Raw genomic sequence first — 16970 nt, forward strand, 5'->3', positions numbered from 1 at the left:
CACACCGGATGAGCCGGCGCGCGTCCGGGGCGAGCCGGTGACGACGGTAGGGCCGGACCGCCGCGGTGTCATTGCCCCGGTCGGCCACCGTGTTGACGCGCGCGGCCGGTCCGGCGTTGACTGTCCGCCATGCGTGCCGCCGCACTGTCCGCCATGCGTGCCGCCGCCCGGCCCACCGTCGCCGCGAGCTACGCACACGCGGTGGCGCACGCCCGCGGGCCGGGGGATGACGGCACCGGGGCCGCCGACACCACACGCGGTGCGTGGGCCTCCCCCACGCAGCGGCTTCCCTTCGCGGAGGTCCGGCTGCTGTGGGAGCGGATCCTCGGCCCGGACGAGGATCCGTACGTGGGTCTCGCCGTGGGTTCCTCGCTACGGCCGGCCGATCTGCACGTGCTCGGTCATCTGGTCCTCGCCTCCTCCAGCCTCGCCGAGGCGGCGGCAGCGGCCGTCAGTTATCACCCGCTGGTGAGCGAGGCCGGCGTGCTCAGCCTGCACCGCGGGCCGCGTCAGTCGCGGATGGTCTACGGGCCCACGGTGGCCCCGGGCGCGATGCATCCGCAGCAGGTCGAGGCCGTCGTCACCGGCATGGTCACCGCCGCGGGATGGATAGCGCGCGACTGGGCGCCGGCCTCGGTCTCGTTCGCCCACCGGGCGATCGGCGACCCGGGCCGGTACGTGGAGATTCTGCGCTGCCCGGTCGTCTTCGAGGCCGCTGAGAACGCCGTCACCGTACGCACCGCGGAGCTGGACCGTCCCCGTGCGCTCAGCGACCCGGAACTGGTCGCGCTGCACCGCCGGCACGCGGATGTCCTGCTCGGCGGTCTGCCGGCGTCCGCCACGGTACGGGCGCGGGTGCGCGGGTGGCTGGACCAGGCCGACCTGCTCCGGGCCGGCCCGGAGGACCTGCGGGACATCCTGTTCCTCAGCCCCCGCACCCTGCGCCGCGCCCTGCGCGAGGAGGGCACCTCGTGGCGCGAACTCCTGGACGACGCACGGCACATGCGTGCCCTGGTGTTGCTCAGGACGACCGATCTGACCCTCGACGGTGTCGCCCGTCAGGTGGGACTGAGCGGAGCGGCGGCTCTGGTGCGCGCCTTCTCCCGCTGGCACCACATGACGCCCGGCGCCTACCGCCGCCACCACGCGCACGACAGACACACGGCACACTCGAAGAAGCCTCCGCCCTGACACGCGGCGAACGTGCGTGCCAGGCGTCGCGAGCCGGGCGCCCATCATGTTCGGAAGCCTTGGACGCTCAGGGGCAGCGCCAGGCGCCCACCGGTGCCTGCTTTCAGGCAGCGGTCCTGGACTCGGCCGGGAGTCGCCGGAGTGTCGGCGTGGTGAGCGACGGCGGAGCCCAGACTCCGTCCGGAGGGTACACGTCGGTTCCCGGCGGCACGATCTCGTCGATCCGGTCGAGGACGGCGTCGTCGAGCATCACGGACGTGCCCTTGAGCGTGCTCCGCAACTGCTCCATCGTGCGCGGGCCGATGATCACCGATGTGACGGCCGGATGCGCGAGCGGGAAGGCGATGGCCAACTCGGACAGCGAGCAGCCCACTTCCTCGGCCACGGCGACGAGTTGCTCGACCACCTCCAGCTTCGCGGCGGTGCGCGGCGCCGACGGATCGAAGCGGTCGGGGTGCAGGGTGGGACGACCGCTGCTCAGATCGAGAGCCCGGCCCTTCCGGTAGCGGCCGGTCAGGAACCCCGAGCCCAGCGGGCTCCAGGTCAGCACCCCCATGCCGAGACGTTGCGCGACCGGCAGCACATGCTTCTCGATGCCTCGGGCCAGCAGCGAGTAGGGCGGCTGCTCGGTGCGGAACCGCTGGAGCCCGCGGCGGTCGGCCACGTGGTACGCCTCGACGATCTCCTCCGCGGGGAACGTGGAGCAGCCGAACGCTCTGATCTTGCCCTGGTGCACAAGGTCGGTGAGCGCGGAGAGCGTCTCCTCGATGTCGGTCGTGTGGTCCGGCCGGTGCACCTGGTACAGATCGATCCAGTCCGTTCCCAGCCGCCGCAGGCTCTCCTCCACCTCCCGGACGATCCAACGCCGGGAGTTGCCGCCCCGGTTGGGCCCGTCGCCCATGGGGAAGTGGACCTTGGTCGCAAGGATCACGTCGTCGCGGCGGCCCGTCAACGCCTTGCCCACGATGGTCTCCGACTCTCCGGCCGAGTACATGTCGGCGGTGTCGACGAAGTTGATCCCCTCGTCGAGTGCGGCGTGGATGATGCGGACGCACTCGTCGTGCTCGGCATTGCCGACGGAACCGAACATCATCGTGCCGAGGCAGTACGAGCTGACCTCGATGCCGGTCCCGCCCAGAACGCGGTAGCGCACTCAACTCTCCCTTGAAGGCAGCCCGGTTGGGAATGCCGGAACTCTACGGGTTGGAGTCCGCTCCAGGGCAAGCACGGCCCTGCCCCGTGCCTCGCCAGGGCGAAGCAACCCCCGGTCGGCGCAGGGCAGGCACCTCGACGCCGTCAAGACGCCGTGCGAAGTGCGGCGGGAGAGGCCGTCACGGGGCCGAGGCCTGGTCCTTCGATTCGCCGCGGAGCGGTAGCCCACCGGCTCGGTAGATGCCGTCGAGGACCCCCATGGTCACCACCGCGTCCCTGGCGGAGGTGACGACCGGGCCGCCGTCGAGCACCGCGGCGGTGAACGCCGCCAGTTGGCCGGCGTAACTCGACGGGTTGCGCGGCACGCGCTCCCGCCGCACCGTGTGCCCTCCCGAGCCGTTCGCCAGACGGATCGTCAACTGGTGGTAGAGCTGCGGCATCACGAAGTTGGTCACGTTCAGCTCGCCGCCCGATCCGATCGCGCGGGCCCGGATCGACAACACCCGGCGCGACCACATCGACGCACGGACGCGGCCGGTCGCCCCGCCCGGGAAGGCGAGTTCGGCGCTCATCGCGCGGTCGATGCGCGGATCCTTGCGCAGCGTCGACAGCCGTGCCGAGGTGACTACCGGATCGCCGGCGCCGAGAAGCCGGGCGGCATGCACCGCGTAGCAGCCGGCGTCCATCGTCGCGCCGCCCGCCAGCGCGTAGTCGTACCGGATGTCACTGAACCGGGGCAGGGGGAAACACACCTCCGCCTCGACGCGGTGCAGCTCCCCCAGTTCACCGCCGGCCACGATGGCGCGCATCCGCTCGGCGAGCGGGTGGTAGCGGTAGTGGAAGGCCTCCATCACCACCAAGCCGTCACGCGCGAAGGCGGCGTCGGCGGCGTCCGCGACGCGCTCGGCCTCGGCTCGGTTGGCAGTGAACGGCTTCTCGCACAGCACGTGCTTGCCGGCCTCCAGAGCCTTCAGCGTCCACTCGGCGTGCAGCCCGTTGGGCAGAGGCACATACACGGCGTCCACCTCCGGGTCGGCGAGCAACGCGTCATAGCCCGCGTGGACGACGGGAACACCGTGCTTGCGGGCGAACGCCTCGGCGCGCGCCCGGTCGCGGGCCGCGACGGCGGTCACGGTGACACGCGGTGTCTGCCGCGCGGGCTTGCTCAGCGCACTCGGCGCGATGGCGGCTGCCCCGAGCAGCCCGATCCGAAGGTCCCTGGACACGGGGGTCAGTGTGCCAGTTCTGCCGCATGGTGCGGAACGGTCGAGCGGTCGGCCGTCAGGCAGCGCAGGACGTGCCGTTGGGCGCCTACGCCTGGGGTTTGCGCGCTTGGCGATCGCGGGGCCCTCCGGCATCACTCCTGCTATGCAGCGTCGGCTTCACCCGCTTCCGGCATCGGCCGCGCGCCGTCGGCCGGTGCCGCACACCGCGTGGCGCGGCCCGTCATGACGAGCATGGCTGCCACCACCAAGCCAAGGGTGCCGGCGACGAGGATCTGCACGCGGTAGTCGAGGCCGGCCACCATTGCCGTGCCGACAAGCAGAGCCAGCCCGGTAGGTGCGTACATCAGGGTGTTGGCGGTGGCGGCGACCCGGCCGACCAACTGGGACGGGGTTTCCCTCTGGACGGCTGTCAGCGCCGCGATGAGCGGGCAGGGCAGGCCCAGACCGATCGCCAGACTGCCGCCGAGTACGACCGGCAGCCAGGGAGTCGCGCGAGCGAGGACACCGATCGCGAACAGCGTGAGTCCGGTCGCCGAAAAAGCGCGCTCGGGCATCCGGCGCATCAGCGCACCGGCTGCCAGCCCGGCGACGACCGATCCGAGCCCTTGAACCGGGATGAGCACACCGGCAAAGGCCGGGGATCGGTGCAGCCCGGTGTCGAGCATCGCGTACGTGGCCGTGCTGCTCACGCTGGACGCCACCATGGCCACCCCACCCGTCACGACCAGCGAGCGCAGCACCGGGTGCTGCCACAGATAGCGGGCGCCCTCGCCGGTCTCGGCGGTCCACGCCCGCCTGACGTGGGGTTCAGGCGCGGCTTCCTGCACCCGGAGCAGTCTGAAGGCAGCTGCGGCCAGGACGAAGCTGACCGCGTCCAGCAAGGCCACCGTCGGCCCGCCGAACGCGGCGAACAAACCCGCGCCGGCCAGCGGAGCGAGGAGCTTCGTGCTCTCGATGGCGGTGCGTACCAGGCCGTTGAAGTCACCGCGCAGCTCGACCGGCACGGCGGCGGCCACCAGGGCGGTCTCGGCCGCGTCGGTGAGGACCATGCCCATTCCGACCAGCGTCAGCACGGCGAACAGGAGCCAGACGTCGCCCTGCGAGCGCACGGCGAGCGGCGCGAGCATGACGGCGGCCAGCACCAGGTTGGTGGCGACCAGGAGCGGACGGCGGCGAACCCGGTCCGCCACGGTGCCGATCGCGGGCCCCGCGAAGGTGGGCAGCCAGATACAGAAGCCGACGAGCGCGGCGAGGCTGTTGGAACCGGTGAGCGTCTTGACCCAGATCCCGGCGGCCAGCGACATGGCTGAGTCGCCGAATCCGGAGACGATCACTCCGCCCAGATACAGGCCCGCATTGCGCTCTCGTAAGACCTTGAGCGTGGTCCAGCTCATACCCTCCCCCTTCAGCGCTCCTGTCCGGCGTCAACCTACCCCCAATCATTTGCTTGGTGGTAGGGCTGTCATGGTGGCGGTGTGCGCTTTACTGGCTGCGTGACCGATACCGACCCCGTGCTGCGGGCCCTCGCCCATCCCGTGCGGCTCCGGATGCTCAGCCTCATGTGGCCGGGGCCGATGTCAGCCGCCGAACTCGCCCGCGAGCTGGACATCTCACATGCGCTGGCCAGCCAGCATCTACGGCGCCTGGACACGGTGGGTCTGGTCGAACTGGCGGAGGAACGCATGCGCCGTGGCGGGAGGGAGCGCCGCTATCGCACCGTCCATGGCACGCCGCTGTCCGACCAGCACGACGGGGCCCCCATGCTGGCCGAGACCATGGCGCACACCCTCCGGGAACGTGCCGGCCGCCGACGCGAGGCGAGCGAGGGCGTGACCGTCGACGCCGAGCTGTGGGTGGACCCCGAGACCTGGGAGAACGCCCGGCGACGGCTCGCCGAGCTCGCGGCCGACCTCCACGAGGCCGCACGGCCACCGCACGCGGCGGGCACCATCCCCTTGGGCGTCACCATAACGGCCTTCCCCCTGCGGGAGGGGACGCGTGAGGACGGATCGACCGGCGGGCGGGGCCAGTTGTCCTGACCCGCAGGGTTGTTGGAGCGGGCCTGGCGTCCCGGCCTGGGCGGTGCGTCTGTTCATCGGCAGGCCCAGGCAACCGGCGAATCCCTGAATGAAGAAAATCTGGTCCAACCAGTTGACCACTGACCTCGGCGTGTCCACCCTGATCGCCATGACCCAGCGACACATCCGGCGTGAGGCGGTCTCCGACCAGCTCTTCGCCTTGCTGCGCGACAGGATCCTGGGCGGTGAGCTGCCGCCCGGTTCCGCGCTCACCGCCGAGCGGGATCTGGCGGCCGAGTACGGGGTGAACCGGCATGCCGTCCGTGAGGCCGTCAAACGGCTTCAGCAGGCCCGGCTCGTCGAGGTCAGCCACGGCGGCCGCACCCTCGTCCAGGACTGGCGGCGCACCGCCGGTCTGGACCTGGCCGTGGGGATCGTCGCGGCCGATGCCGGACCCTCGGTGGAGGACCTCGCCCGGGACGCCCTGGAGATGCGGGCCTGCATCGGTGCCGACGCGGCCAGGCTGTGCGCGATCCGGTGTTCGGAGCTCGCCGCCGCACAGATCATCGAGGCCACCGGCCGCTATGCGCGCAGCGGGCCCGATCTGGCGGAGCTCGGCGCGGCGGACATCGCCTGGTGGCGGCTGATCGTGGAGGGTTCGGGGAACGTGGCCTATCTGCTGGCGTTCAACAGCCTGGTGGACGGGGCGCTCCCGGTCGCGGAGGTGCCCGGGGACCTGCGGACTGCCGAACTCCTCGACGTAGACGCCCATGTACGGCTCGCGGCACACATCGCGGCGCGTGAGGCCGAGGCCGCCGAGCTGCTGGCGCGCGAGCTGCTGTCGCGCAGCGTGCCCGCGGTCCTCCGGAAGGCGGTGCGCTGACGTGATCCCTGCCGTGGTCTACGCGATACCGGCGTTCGTGCTCCTGGTCGTCGTCGAGGTTCTCTCCTACCGCTTCCTACCGGACGACGACGAGCGCGGTTACGAACTGCGTGACACCGTGACGAGCATGTCCATGGGCGCCGGCAGCCAGGTCATCGCCCTGCCGTGGAAGGTGGTGACGGTCGTCGCGTACGCGGCCGTCTTCACCGTCTCCCCGTGGCATCTCTCGCCCGCCTCCGGATGGACCTGGGTCCTGCTGTTCTTCGCCGAGGACCTCGCCTACTACGCCTTCCACCGCGCCCACCACCGGGTGCGTGTGCTGTGGGCGAGCCATGTGGTCCACCACTCCAGCCTCCGCTTCAACCTGTCCACCGCCCTCAGGCAGAGCTGGACCCCGATGACCACCCTGCCGTTCTGGCTGCCCCTCGCACTGCTCGGCATCCCGCCCTGGATGATCCTGCTCGAGCAGTCCGTCAGCCTGATCTACCAGTTCTTCCTGCACACCGAACGGGTCGACAAGCTGTGGCGGCCGGTGGAGTGGTTCTTCAACACCCCGTCCCACCATCGCGTCCACCACGGCTCCAACCGCGTGTACCTGGACCGCAATTACGGCGGGATCCTCATCGTCTGGGACCGGCTCTTCGGCACCTTCGAGCCCGAGCGCGAGCGGGCGGTGTACGGGCTGACGAAGAACATCGGCACCTACAACCCGCTGCGGGTGGCATTCCACGAGTACGCGGAGGCCTGGCGCGACGTCCGTGCGGCGCGGCGCTGGCGCGATCGCGCCGGGTATCTGTTCGGCCCGCCCGGCTGGTCGCCCGGGGCCGAGGGATGACGTGCCCCCGCGAACGTCCCTGCCTCTGACGGTTTCCCTGCCGCCCGCTGCATCGGGCAACGGGAAACCCGTCGACCCCGCCTTGTCTCGTGCCCAGGCTGGAGCCGTCAGCACCAAGCACGTCCTGCGCTCCGCAGGGCACAGCAAGAGGGGAACGACCATGCGCAGCATCTTCCGCGGCGCCGCCGCACTCGCGACCGCCGCTGCGGCCGTGGTGGCACTGGGCGGTGCGGCCCAGGCCAAGCCGGCGGCCGACTGGGCCGGCTGTCCGTCCGGCGCGGTCTGCGTCTACCCGCAGAACCAGAATCCCGCCGTGTCGCCCAGCCTGATCTTCTACAGCTACGGCCCCCACAACCTGAGCAACCAGTACGGATGGCACTGGGTCCTCAACAACCAGTACGGCGGAGCGACCGCCAGCCTGTGCACGGGTAGCGACGGCAAGGGTTGCGGAGGCGCGTTCGCCCAGCAGACGGGTGTGTGGGCCGACCTGACGCCGATCAACTCCATCACGCTCAACCGGCCCTGACGGGCACCGGACACGCGCTTCCGGAACCGCCCCGCCCCGGGTGGTTCCGGAAGCGCGCGTTTGCGCCACTTACGAGTGAAGCGCTTCGCCTCGGCTCCCGCACGGAACGTAACCTGGGCATCCGCCGTCTCACGGTACGGGCCCGGGGATGCCATGGGGGACGCCTTGAGGGAGCCACAGCAGGCAGCGCACGATCACGACGGCAACGAACCAGAAGGACCGGGGACGACCACCCCGTCCTTCGCCGCCCGGCTGAGACGGTTGAGACGGCAACGCGGGCTGTCCCTGGCGGATCTGGCCCGGCAGACCCACTACAGCAAGGGCTATCTGAGCAAGATCGAGACGGGGGCGAAGCCGCCGACCGTCGACGTCGCCCGGCGCTGCGACCGCATTCTCGCCGCCGAGGGCGAGTTGCTCGCACTGGCGGAGGCGGCGACCGCCCGGGAACACGTCCGTGACAACGATATCGGCGCACCCGCCTGCCCCTACCGCGGCCTGTCGGCGTTCACCGCGCAGGACACCGAGTGGTTCTTCGGCCGGGAGCACGCGACGGCGGCGCTCGTCGAGCGGCTCTTCCAACGCATCGGCGTCGGACCGCTGATGCTGGTGGCCCCGTCGGGTGCGGGCAAGTCCTCCCTGCTCAGCGCCGGGCTCGTGCCCGCTCTCGGGCGCCCCGGCCGCTTTCCCATGCCGGGTGCGGACCGCTGGCCGGTGGTCTCCCTCACCCCTACGGCACGCCCTCTGGAGGAGTTGCTGGAGAGCACGGCGAAGGCGCTGGGCTGCGATCTGCGCCTCGGCGTCGCCGAACTCCGGGACAGGCCCCGGGCACTGCTGGAGGCGGTCCACCGGATGACGGACGCGGGGCGGCCGGAGTCCGCCCTTGACGACCGCAGGCCGCCGCCGCTGTGCCCGGTGCTGCTCGTGGACCAGTTCGAGGAGCTGTTCACCCTCTGTACGGACGAGGGCGAACGCCGGGCCTATGCCCGCGTGTTGTGCACCCTGGCCACCGCCCCGCCCTCCGGGCCTGCGGACGGCCCTGCCGTGGTCGTGCTCGGGCTGCGGGCCGACTTCTCCGGGCGATGTCTCGAACTACCGGAACTGGCCCCGGTGTTCACCCATGGGCTGTTCGCGCTGCCGCCGATGTCGGTCGCGGAGCTGCGCGAGTCGGTGACCCGCCCCGCGGAACTCGCGGGCGTGACGCTCGAACCCGGGCTGGTTCCGCTGCTGTTGGGCGACGCCGGGCTGCGCGACGAACCTGACGCGGACAGCCGGGGCGGTACGGACATCCAGCAGACGCCGTCCGGGTTGCTGCCCCTGGTGTCCCATGCGCTGCTGGCCACCTGGCAGTACCGCGAGCAGTCGACCTTGACCGTCGCCGGGTACGAACGCGCGGGCGGTATCCGGGGCGCGGTCGCCCGCACCGCCGAGGACGTGTTCGCCCGGTTGCATCCGGCCGAGCAGAGGACGATCCGGCGCATCCTGTCCCGGCTGGTGCACGTCTCCCCGGACACCGGCGCGACACGGCGCCGGACGAGCCGGACCGTCCTGATGGAGCAGCTCGGCGACACGGACGATGTCGCGACGGCGCTGGACGCCTTCGTACGGGCCCGGCTGATCACCGTGGACCACGACATGGTCGAGATCACCCATGAGGCGCTGCTGCACGCCTGGCCACGGCTGCGCGACTGGATCCACGCGGACCGGGCCGGGCTCCTGATCCACCAGCAGCTCGCCCATGCCGCCGCGGACTGGGAACGCGAGGGCTGCGACGCCTCCGCGCTGTACCGGGGCACCCGGTTGGAGACAGCACGCTCCTGGGCCGACGAACTGGACGGTTCGAGCCGTCTCAGCCGGACGGAGAAGGCGTTCCTGCAAGCGAGTTGCGCCGAGGACGAGGCACGGCAGCGGCGGGCCCGGCGCCAGGGGCGGCTGCGCGAGGCCATGCTGGCCACGCTCGTCGTCCTGCTCGCACTCGCCCTGGCCGCGGGCGGCCTGGCCTATCAGCAGCGCACGGCAGCGCTGAACCAGGAGCACGTCTCCCGCTCGCAGGCCCTCGCCCTGCAGTCCACCTCACTGGCCGGCGGCCGGCCCGAGGCCTCGATGCTGCTGGCGGTCTCGGCCTACCGGGCCCGCGCCACGGCCGAGGCACGCGGCGCACTCCTGAGCACCCAGTCCCAGCCGTTCGCGAGTCGGCTCGGCGGCCAACGAGGACCGGTCAACGCCCTTGCCTTCTCGCCGGACGACCGGCTGCTGGCCACGGCGAGTTCCGACGGAACCGTGAAGCTGCGTCGCCTATTCGACCACCGCACCATCGCGACGCTCACCCTGCCCGGGCGGGCACGCTCGGTCGCCTTCAGCCCCGACGGCCGGGTTCTCGCGGCCGGTTCGACGGACGGCCCCGTGCGGTTGTGGCTCACGGACGGCCGCCGGACCGAGACGGTGCTGCCCGAACGCACCGCGGGCGCCCGAGCGGTGGCCTTCGATCCCCGCGGCCGTACGCTCGCCGTCGCGGGCCCCGACGGAACGGTGCAGCTGTGGGACACCGGGCCCGGCCACCGGGCCGGTGCGGTGCTCCGCGGTCACTCCGGGACCGTCACCGCGCTGTCGTACGCCCCTGACGGCCGGACGCTCGCCTCGTCCGCCTCCGATCGCACCGTACGGCTGTGGAACACCGACACGGCACGCCCCCTCGCCGAACTGCGCGGCCACACCGACGAGGTGCTGGGCGTGGCGTTCTCACCGGACGGGCACAGCCTGGCCACGGGAGGCGTGGACCGGACCGTGCGGCTGTGGGACGTGGCCACGCACCGGCTGACCGCGACACTCACCGGACACGGTGACGACGTCAATGGGGTCGCCTGGACGCCCGACGGTGCGAGCGTCGTCAGCGCGGGGGGCGACGGCACGACCCGGCTGTGGGACGTGCGCAGCGGACGGCCGACCGCGACGCTGGCCGGCCACACCGACTACGTCCTCGGTGTGGCCGTGAACGGCAGCGGGACCCTGCTCGCCACCGCGGGCTTCGACCAGTCCGTCGTGCTGTGGGACCTCAGGGGCCGGGCGCTCGCCGCACCGCCGTTCACCGAGGTCTCGCACGCCGCTTACAGTCCGGACGGCACACTGCTGGCCACCGCTGACACCGATCACACAGTACGGGTGTGGGACGTGGCGCGACTACGGCTGCTGGCCGTCCTGACCGGCCATCGCGAGAGCGTGGTCTCGGTGGCGTTCGCACCTGACGGCCGCACGCTGGCATCGGCGGGATCCGACGGCACCGTACGCCTGTGGGACGTTGCGGACCGCCGCCCGCTCGGCACGCTCGAAGGCCATCGCGGAAGCGTGTTCGCGGTGGCGTTCGCACCTGACGGCCGCACGCTGGCATCGGCGGGATCCGATCGCACCGTACGCCTGTGGGATGTGCCGACCCACCGCCCGCTCGCCGTGCTCACCGGGCACACCGACTACGTCAACGACGTCGCCTTCAGTCCCGACGGACGCACCCTCGCCAGCGTCGGCGACGATCTGACCGTGCGGCTGTGGGACGTGGCCACCCATCGCCCCACCGCCACGCTCGCCGGCCACACCGGTGCGGTGCGCGCGGTGGCGTACAGCCCCGACGGGCACACGCTGGCCAGCGGCGGCAACGACGGCACCGTACGCCTGTGGGACCTGGGCCGGAGGCGGCTGGAGGCGTCCCTGACCGGCCATGCCGGGGCGGTGCGCGGCATCGCCTTCTCACCGGACGGCCATCTGCTGGCGAGCAGCGGCAGCGACCGGACGGTGCGGCTGTGGGACGCGCGAGGGCGACGCGCCTGGGCCGCCCTGACCGGTCACACCAACGCGGTGTGGGGCGTGGTCTTCTCCCCGGACGGGCGGACGGTGGCCAGCAGCAGCAACGACGGCACCGTACGGCTGTGGGACCTGGACCTCTCCGCGCGGCTGGCCCAGGTCTGCCGGCTGCTGGAGTCCGGTGGCCGCAACGCGAGTGCGGGGCTCACCCCCGACTCCGGTGTGTCCGTCCGGCAGGCGTGCGGCCACATCTGAGTTCCCGTCCGTCGTGCTGGGCGGGGGTTTCCCAAGGGTTTCCCGTCGCCTTCCCGAAGAGGGTGCCGCGTCGGCGTCGACCGGCGGGGCGGCCGATCGGCAGCCTGGACGCCGATGCGGGGCCCGCACACCGGCGCCACGAACGGCCTGCGCCCCGGCGGGGATCCGCTCGCGACCACAGCACATCCACGACACGAACGGGGGCACCGGCATGCGCGACAGGACCGGTCTCATCGGCGCACTCATCGGCGTACTCACCCTTGTCACCTGGGTGTCCGCGCCCTCGGCCCTGGCGGCCGGGCGGACACCCGCCACCACCGCACCTCGAACCGACGAAGGGTGTGCCGTCCTGGCACCGGGCGCCTCCACGGCGGCCGAGCAGGCGATCGCGGCGGCCTGTGCGCAGGTGGCGGCAGGGGTCTGGTACAGCTGGGGCGGCGGCCACGGCTCGCAGCCCGGCGCCACCTACGGCCAGGTCGACCCGACCGACCCGGCCAGCGAACACGATCCCGAGCGGCGCGGTTTCGACTGCTCGGGGCTGGTGCGCTACGCCTACGCACAGGCCGCCGGGTCCGACATCCTCAACGGCGACGCCAGCGCCCAGTACTACACGCCCCGCGCCGCCGCCCGTTTCACGGCCGCTCAGGGTCTCGCCCCGCTGCTGCCCGGCGACCTGCTCGCCTGGGGCACCTCGCAGGACCTCCACCACATCGCGATCTACCTGGGCGCGGGCAAAATGGTCGAGGCACGGCAGTCGGGCACCAAGCTGATGGTCAGTGATGTCCGCCTTAGCGGCGACTACTTCGGGGCGCTGCGCGTCAACACCGGAGCAGTGACCGGACATGTGTTCCACACCTGGGGCACAGGTGTCTGGACGAAGGACCAGCCGTCCACGAAGGCAGCGCGGGTGTACGCCTTCCCGGGTCCGACCACGATCCGGGTCGAGTGCCAGAAGCACGCGGAACTCGTCACCGCCGACGGATACACCAACGACGCCTGGTCCTATCTGCCCGACTACCGGGCTTGGGTCACCAACATCTACATCCAGGGCCCGGCCTGGCTCGACGACGTGCCCACGTGCACGTCCTGACCTGAGTGACGACGGGACGACAGGAGCCCTTGCTGTTTCCTGCTGTTCAGCGCGGCGCCTGCGAGGGCGCCGCGCCACCTCGCCCACGACGCCGTGTGCGCAGCGGGCCCGCCGCTACGGCCTGAGCACGTGCCGGTCGGCCGTGGAGTACGGGCCCGTGACCGCGCCCACCGGCCGCTTCCGGCAGTGGTGTGCGACGCCTTCCGCGAAGGCACGGGCCAGCGGGGAGAGGGCGTCCCAGCGGCGCACCGCCCATCCCGCGGCAAGAGGCGGGAGCGCGGGGATGGGGATCAGCCGCAGGTCCGGATGTCCGGGACCGCTCCAGTCGGGCAGGGTCGGAACGACGGCATGGCCGAGTCCCAGCTCGGCGAGCAGGATGGCCGTGTCCCAGTCGGTGACGCTGGTGTCGAAGACCGGCCGGATCCCGGACTCGGCGAGCCAGCAGCTGAGTTGGGAACGGGAGGTCGAGTTCTCCGGGAGCCCGATGAGCCGGGCGTCCTGGAGATCGGCGGGCTCGATGAACGCTCGGCCCGCCAGCGGGTCCCGCGCTGTGACGGCAAGCGCCCAGGGGAGCTCGACGACGGGGTGTTGCTCGGCGGAGCGAATCGAGGACCCGAGGGTGACCCAGGCAAGGTCGACGCCGCCGGCGGCGAGAGCATCGAAGCAGCCACGGCTGGAGGGCTCGGTCTGGAATTCCAGGCTGGCCTGGGGATAGCGTCGCCGGAAGTCGACGACGGCGGCAGCCATGAAGTGCCGCACCGTGGTCGCCCCGGTGGTGACCCGTACCGATCCGCCGTCCGCGTGCGCGAGTTCCTTCAGCTGCCGCAGGGCGTGGTCGATGCACCCGAGGCCCTCCGTGACCGCCGAGTGCAGCCGTCTTCCGGCCGGGGTCGGTACGACGCCCCGGGGCCGGCGCTCCAACAGGCTGAGACCGACCTCCCGTTCGAGCCGCTTCACATGCTGGCTGACCGCAGACTGTGTGCAGGTCAGATCGCGGGCGGCGGCGCTCAGTGAGCCGGTTCGGCACACCACGGCGAAGACGCGTAGATCATCAAGTGTCACGAGCCCCAAGGTATTGCTTGGGGTCTCCCCAGCAAACCCCTGGATTGACTTGGGTCTCAAGGGTGCTTGATCATCGATTCAGGGCCCAGGGCGGCAACCCGCCCTGCCTCTACCGCGGTCCGGACGCGCGGAGGCAGGGCGGGTGCCGACCCACACCACATCGTTCTCCCAGGGACAGGAGCCCACCATGACCACTTCCCATCCGACGGTGGCCGTCCTCGGCCCGGGCGGCATCGGCGGCCTGGTCGGCGGACTGCTCGCCCGAGACGGGCAGCGCGCCGTCTGCCTGGCCGGCGAGGACACCGCGGCCGCACTGCGCCGGGACGGTCTACACATCGAGAGCACGCGGTACGGCGAGTTCACCGCGGCGGTGGAGGCCGACACCCAACTGCGCGAGCCGGTGGACATGCTGTTCGTGACGGTCAAACAGACCGCCCTCGCGGCGGCGCTCGACCGTGTGCCGCCCCACGTCCTCGGCGACGCCATCGTGATTCCGTTGCTCAACGGCCTGGACCACCTCGCCGTGATCCGCGGACGCTACCCGACGGCCCAGGTCGTCGCCGGGACCATCAGAGTCGAGGCCACCCGCACCGCACCCGGACGCATCGCCCACACCAGCCCCTTCGCCGACATCGAACTGGCCGGACCGGTCGCGGAGTTGGCGGACCGGCTGCGCCACAGCGGTCTCGGCGTGTCCCTGCGTGACGACGAGACCCCGATGCTCTGGGACAAGCTCGCCTTCCTCGCTCCCTTCGCCCTGCTGACCACCTGCCACCGGACCGCTGTCGGTACGGTCCGCACGGAGCATCGACCGGAACTGCTCGCGGTCCTCGATGAGATCACCGCCGTGGCGCGGGCGGCGGGCTCGGCCGCGTCCACCGATGCCGTGCTCTCCTTCTTCGACCGCGCCCCGCAGACGATGAAGTCCTCGATGCAACGGGACGCCGAGGCCGGACGCCCGCTCGAACTCGATGCCATCGGCGGAGCCGTCCTGCGGGCCGCGGCTGCCCATGGCGTCGACGCCCCGGTCACGGCACGCCTGGTGGCGCAGGTGGCCCGCGCGGTGGATCAGGAGGTGTGATGCCGCCTCCTTTCCCCACCGACGCACCCTCCCCGGCGGCCGGCTCCGACCTCGCGCCGGACCGGCCGGAGATCACAAGCTTCCTGGCCGCCCGAGGCACGGACCGGATGCCCCATCCCGGAGGCACGCTGCTGCAACACCTGATGCGCGTGGCACGGCTGTTGAGCCAGTGGGGCGCCGACCCTGACGTGCAGGTCGCGGGGCTGTGTCATGCGTCGTACGGAACGGCCGGATTCGACCAGGCCCTCCTCAGCCCCACCGAGCGCCCCGTGCTCGCCGAGCTGATCGGCGACCGCGCCGAGGAGTTGGTGTACCTCTACGCCAGCTGCGACCGGGGTGTCGTGTACCCGCGCCTGTCCGACGTACGGCCGGTCGTCTTCCGCGACCGCTTCACGGGTGCTGAACACACGCCGCCTGAGCCCGACGTACGCGCATTCTTGGAGATCACGGCCGCGAACGAGCTCGACGTGCTGACCCACAACGCCGAACTGGCCAAGCGCTACGGCCCGGACCTGTACCGGATGTTCGCCGACACACGCGACCTGCTGTCTGCTGCGGCGTGGCAGGCGTACGCGGAGTTGGCACCGTCCGCCGGCTGGAGTGCCGCCCGGCCGTGAGGAGCGCTTGACCACCTTGAGAAGAGGACCGCGGCGCGCGCTGGCGAAGGGCACACGGCGGGCGCTTGACCTGAAGCAGGTTTCCTTGCAACTGGTGAGCTAGTGTCCTGGTGCTCGCGCCAGTCCTCTGAAGGAGAGCCATGTCCTTTCCCCAGCTTCCCCAGCCTGCGCCGGGTGAAGTGCCGTTGATCTGCACGTGCTACGAGGATGACAAGGCCCTGTGGGGCAGTCTGCTCGACGAGATCGGGGGCCGCCGAGAGGACGACGTACTCGTTCTCGGGGACAGCGGGGTGCGGCTCCACCTGGTCGAAGGCAGCGGGTGGAACTACCTGCACGGCGGTAACGTACCGGCGCTGGTCCCGGGCGCCGACCTTGTGCCGCCGGTCGTCGTCCTGGCGGACATCTCTGTGGTGTACGGGGGGGATGGGCCATTGCTGGTGGACCTGGGGGCGATACCCGGACGCGGCGTCCGGGTTCCGTCGGCACGGCTCGCCGAGATCCTGGCGGCTCTGCTGGGCGGCACGCTCACGTTCGACGACCTGGTGCACGACATGGACAATTATGGCAAGTACCAGGGGGACGGTGGCCGCCCGGCCTTTCCCGCGCCGACGACGCCGACCCGCCGGTCCTTCCCGGCACTGCCCTCCACCGACGCGGTCCTTCTGGTCCGAACCTCCTTCGACGACGAGGACGGCTGGCGCGCCCTGCTCGACGAGTTGGGCGGTGCCGACGAGAGCGGCTGGGTGGGCTCGGACCTGGACTTCGACGACATCGACCCGGACGAGTTCCCGCTGACGGCGCTGGTCGTCGACGACCGAGCCTTCGAGGGCCTCGCGCCAGGCCAGGTCCCGGCGCTGGTCCCGCCCAAGGAGCACACCACGCTGGTCGCGCTTGCCGACGCCAGGACGTTTGCGGAGCCAGACCGACCGCTGACCGCCGTCGACCTGTACGACACCCCGGGACAGCCCGCCGTCCTTCCGTGCCGCAACGTCGGATCGATGGCGTGCAATCTGGACATCAGCAATATGGACTTCCACGAATTCGTCGCGGTGGAGGGCGTCGAGCCGTGGTGGGAGGAATGATCGGCTGAGCCTGAGCCCGACAGCTGTCACTCAGGCAGGCCTGCTGCCACCCATCACCTGCCTGGGTGCTCGCGGTGTGCGCCCAGAGTGTCAGTGGCGTCGGGTTGGATGCCCTCATGACTGTTCGTGATGTCGCCCGATCGCTTCCCGACATCCCAGTACT

Annotated in this window: 14 protein-coding genes; 10 read left to right on the forward strand and 4 right to left on the reverse strand. The window is 71.4% G+C overall.

All coding sequences use genetic code 11. The features are described 5' to 3' along the window. The first annotated feature begins 129 nt into the window (after positions 1 to 129). Complete coding sequence (locus AB0L95_RS34300; RefSeq protein WP_365168673.1) at positions 130 to 1191, forward strand: AraC family transcriptional regulator ligand-binding domain-containing protein; 1062 nt, start codon at positions 130 to 132, stop codon at positions 1189 to 1191. 103 nt (positions 1192 to 1294) lie between these two features. On the opposite strand, the gene AB0L95_RS34305 is transcribed toward AB0L95_RS34300, so the two are convergent. The 3 genes from AB0L95_RS34305 to AB0L95_RS34315 form a co-directional block, all read right to left on the reverse strand. After that, on the reverse strand, positions 1295 to 2344 hold the full coding sequence (locus tag AB0L95_RS34305; RefSeq protein WP_365168675.1) for an aldo/keto reductase: 1050 nt from the start codon (positions 2342 to 2344) through the stop codon (positions 1295 to 1297). A 178-nt stretch (positions 2345 to 2522) separates the two neighbouring features. After that, positions 2523 to 3569, reverse strand: a complete 1047-nt coding sequence (locus tag AB0L95_RS34310) for a Gfo/Idh/MocA family oxidoreductase (protein WP_365168677.1) — start codon at positions 3567 to 3569, stop codon at positions 2523 to 2525. 140 nt (positions 3570 to 3709) lie between these two features. Further along, positions 3710 to 4963: an MFS transporter gene (locus tag AB0L95_RS34315; protein WP_365168679.1), complete on the reverse strand. Its 1254-nt coding sequence runs from the start codon at positions 4961 to 4963 to the stop codon at positions 3710 to 3712. Positions 4964 to 5062: 99 nt separating this feature from the next. Here AB0L95_RS34315 and AB0L95_RS34320 point away from each other — a divergent pair, with 99 nt between their 5' ends. From AB0L95_RS34320 to AB0L95_RS34345, 6 genes are all read left to right on the forward strand, one after another. Beyond that, entirely contained in the window at positions 5063 to 5608 is a 546-nt protein-coding gene (locus AB0L95_RS34320) for a winged helix-turn-helix domain-containing protein (protein ID WP_365168681.1), read from the forward strand. 148 nt (positions 5609 to 5756) lie between these two features. Further along, complete coding sequence (locus AB0L95_RS34325; RefSeq protein ID WP_365168684.1) at positions 5757 to 6470, forward strand: GntR family transcriptional regulator; 714 nt, start codon at positions 5757 to 5759, stop codon at positions 6468 to 6470. 1 nt (position 6471) lies between these two features. After that, a complete protein-coding gene (locus AB0L95_RS34330; protein ID WP_365168687.1) occupies positions 6472 to 7305 on the forward strand; it encodes a sterol desaturase family protein in 834 nt (277 codons plus the stop codon). Between the two features lie 160 nt (positions 7306 to 7465). Next, the gene (locus tag AB0L95_RS34335) at positions 7466 to 7831 is read left to right on the forward strand and encodes a hypothetical protein (protein WP_365168689.1); all 366 of its coding nucleotides are present in this window, start codon (positions 7466 to 7468) and stop codon (positions 7829 to 7831) included. A gap of 165 nt (positions 7832 to 7996) precedes the next feature. Further along, entirely contained in the window at positions 7997 to 11875 is a 3879-nt protein-coding gene (locus AB0L95_RS34340) for a helix-turn-helix domain-containing protein (RefSeq protein ID WP_365168691.1), read from the forward strand. Positions 11876 to 12086: 211 nt separating this feature from the next. Then, the gene (locus AB0L95_RS34345; protein ID WP_365168693.1) at positions 12087 to 12965 is read left to right on the forward strand and encodes an NlpC/P60 family protein; all 879 of its coding nucleotides are present in this window, start codon (positions 12087 to 12089) and stop codon (positions 12963 to 12965) included. A 114-nt stretch (positions 12966 to 13079) separates the two neighbouring features. Here the strand turns inward: AB0L95_RS34345 and AB0L95_RS34350 are convergent, their stop codons facing one another. Beyond that, positions 13080 to 14027, reverse strand: a complete 948-nt coding sequence (locus tag AB0L95_RS34350; RefSeq protein WP_365168695.1) for a LysR family transcriptional regulator — start codon at positions 14025 to 14027, stop codon at positions 13080 to 13082. A gap of 187 nt (positions 14028 to 14214) precedes the next feature. Between AB0L95_RS34350 and AB0L95_RS34355 the strand changes: the two genes are divergently transcribed. From AB0L95_RS34355 to AB0L95_RS34365, 3 genes are all read left to right on the forward strand, one after another. Further along, positions 14215 to 15108, forward strand: a complete 894-nt coding sequence (locus AB0L95_RS34355; protein WP_365168698.1) for a 2-dehydropantoate 2-reductase — start codon at positions 14215 to 14217, stop codon at positions 15106 to 15108. Continuing rightward, entirely contained in the window at positions 15108 to 15725 is a 618-nt protein-coding gene (locus AB0L95_RS34360; protein ID WP_365168700.1) for a DUF6817 domain-containing protein, read from the forward strand. Before AB0L95_RS34355 ends, AB0L95_RS34360 begins: the two co-directional genes overlap by 1 nt. A gap of 140 nt (positions 15726 to 15865) precedes the next feature. Continuing rightward, entirely contained in the window at positions 15866 to 16807 is a 942-nt protein-coding gene (locus AB0L95_RS34365; protein WP_365168702.1) for a hypothetical protein, read from the forward strand. The last annotated feature ends 163 nt before the right edge of the window (positions 16808 to 16970 follow it).

The organism is Streptomyces sp. NPDC052036, assembly GCF_040680495.1.
GTDB lineage: Bacteria > Actinomycetota > Actinomycetes > Streptomycetales > Streptomycetaceae > Streptomyces.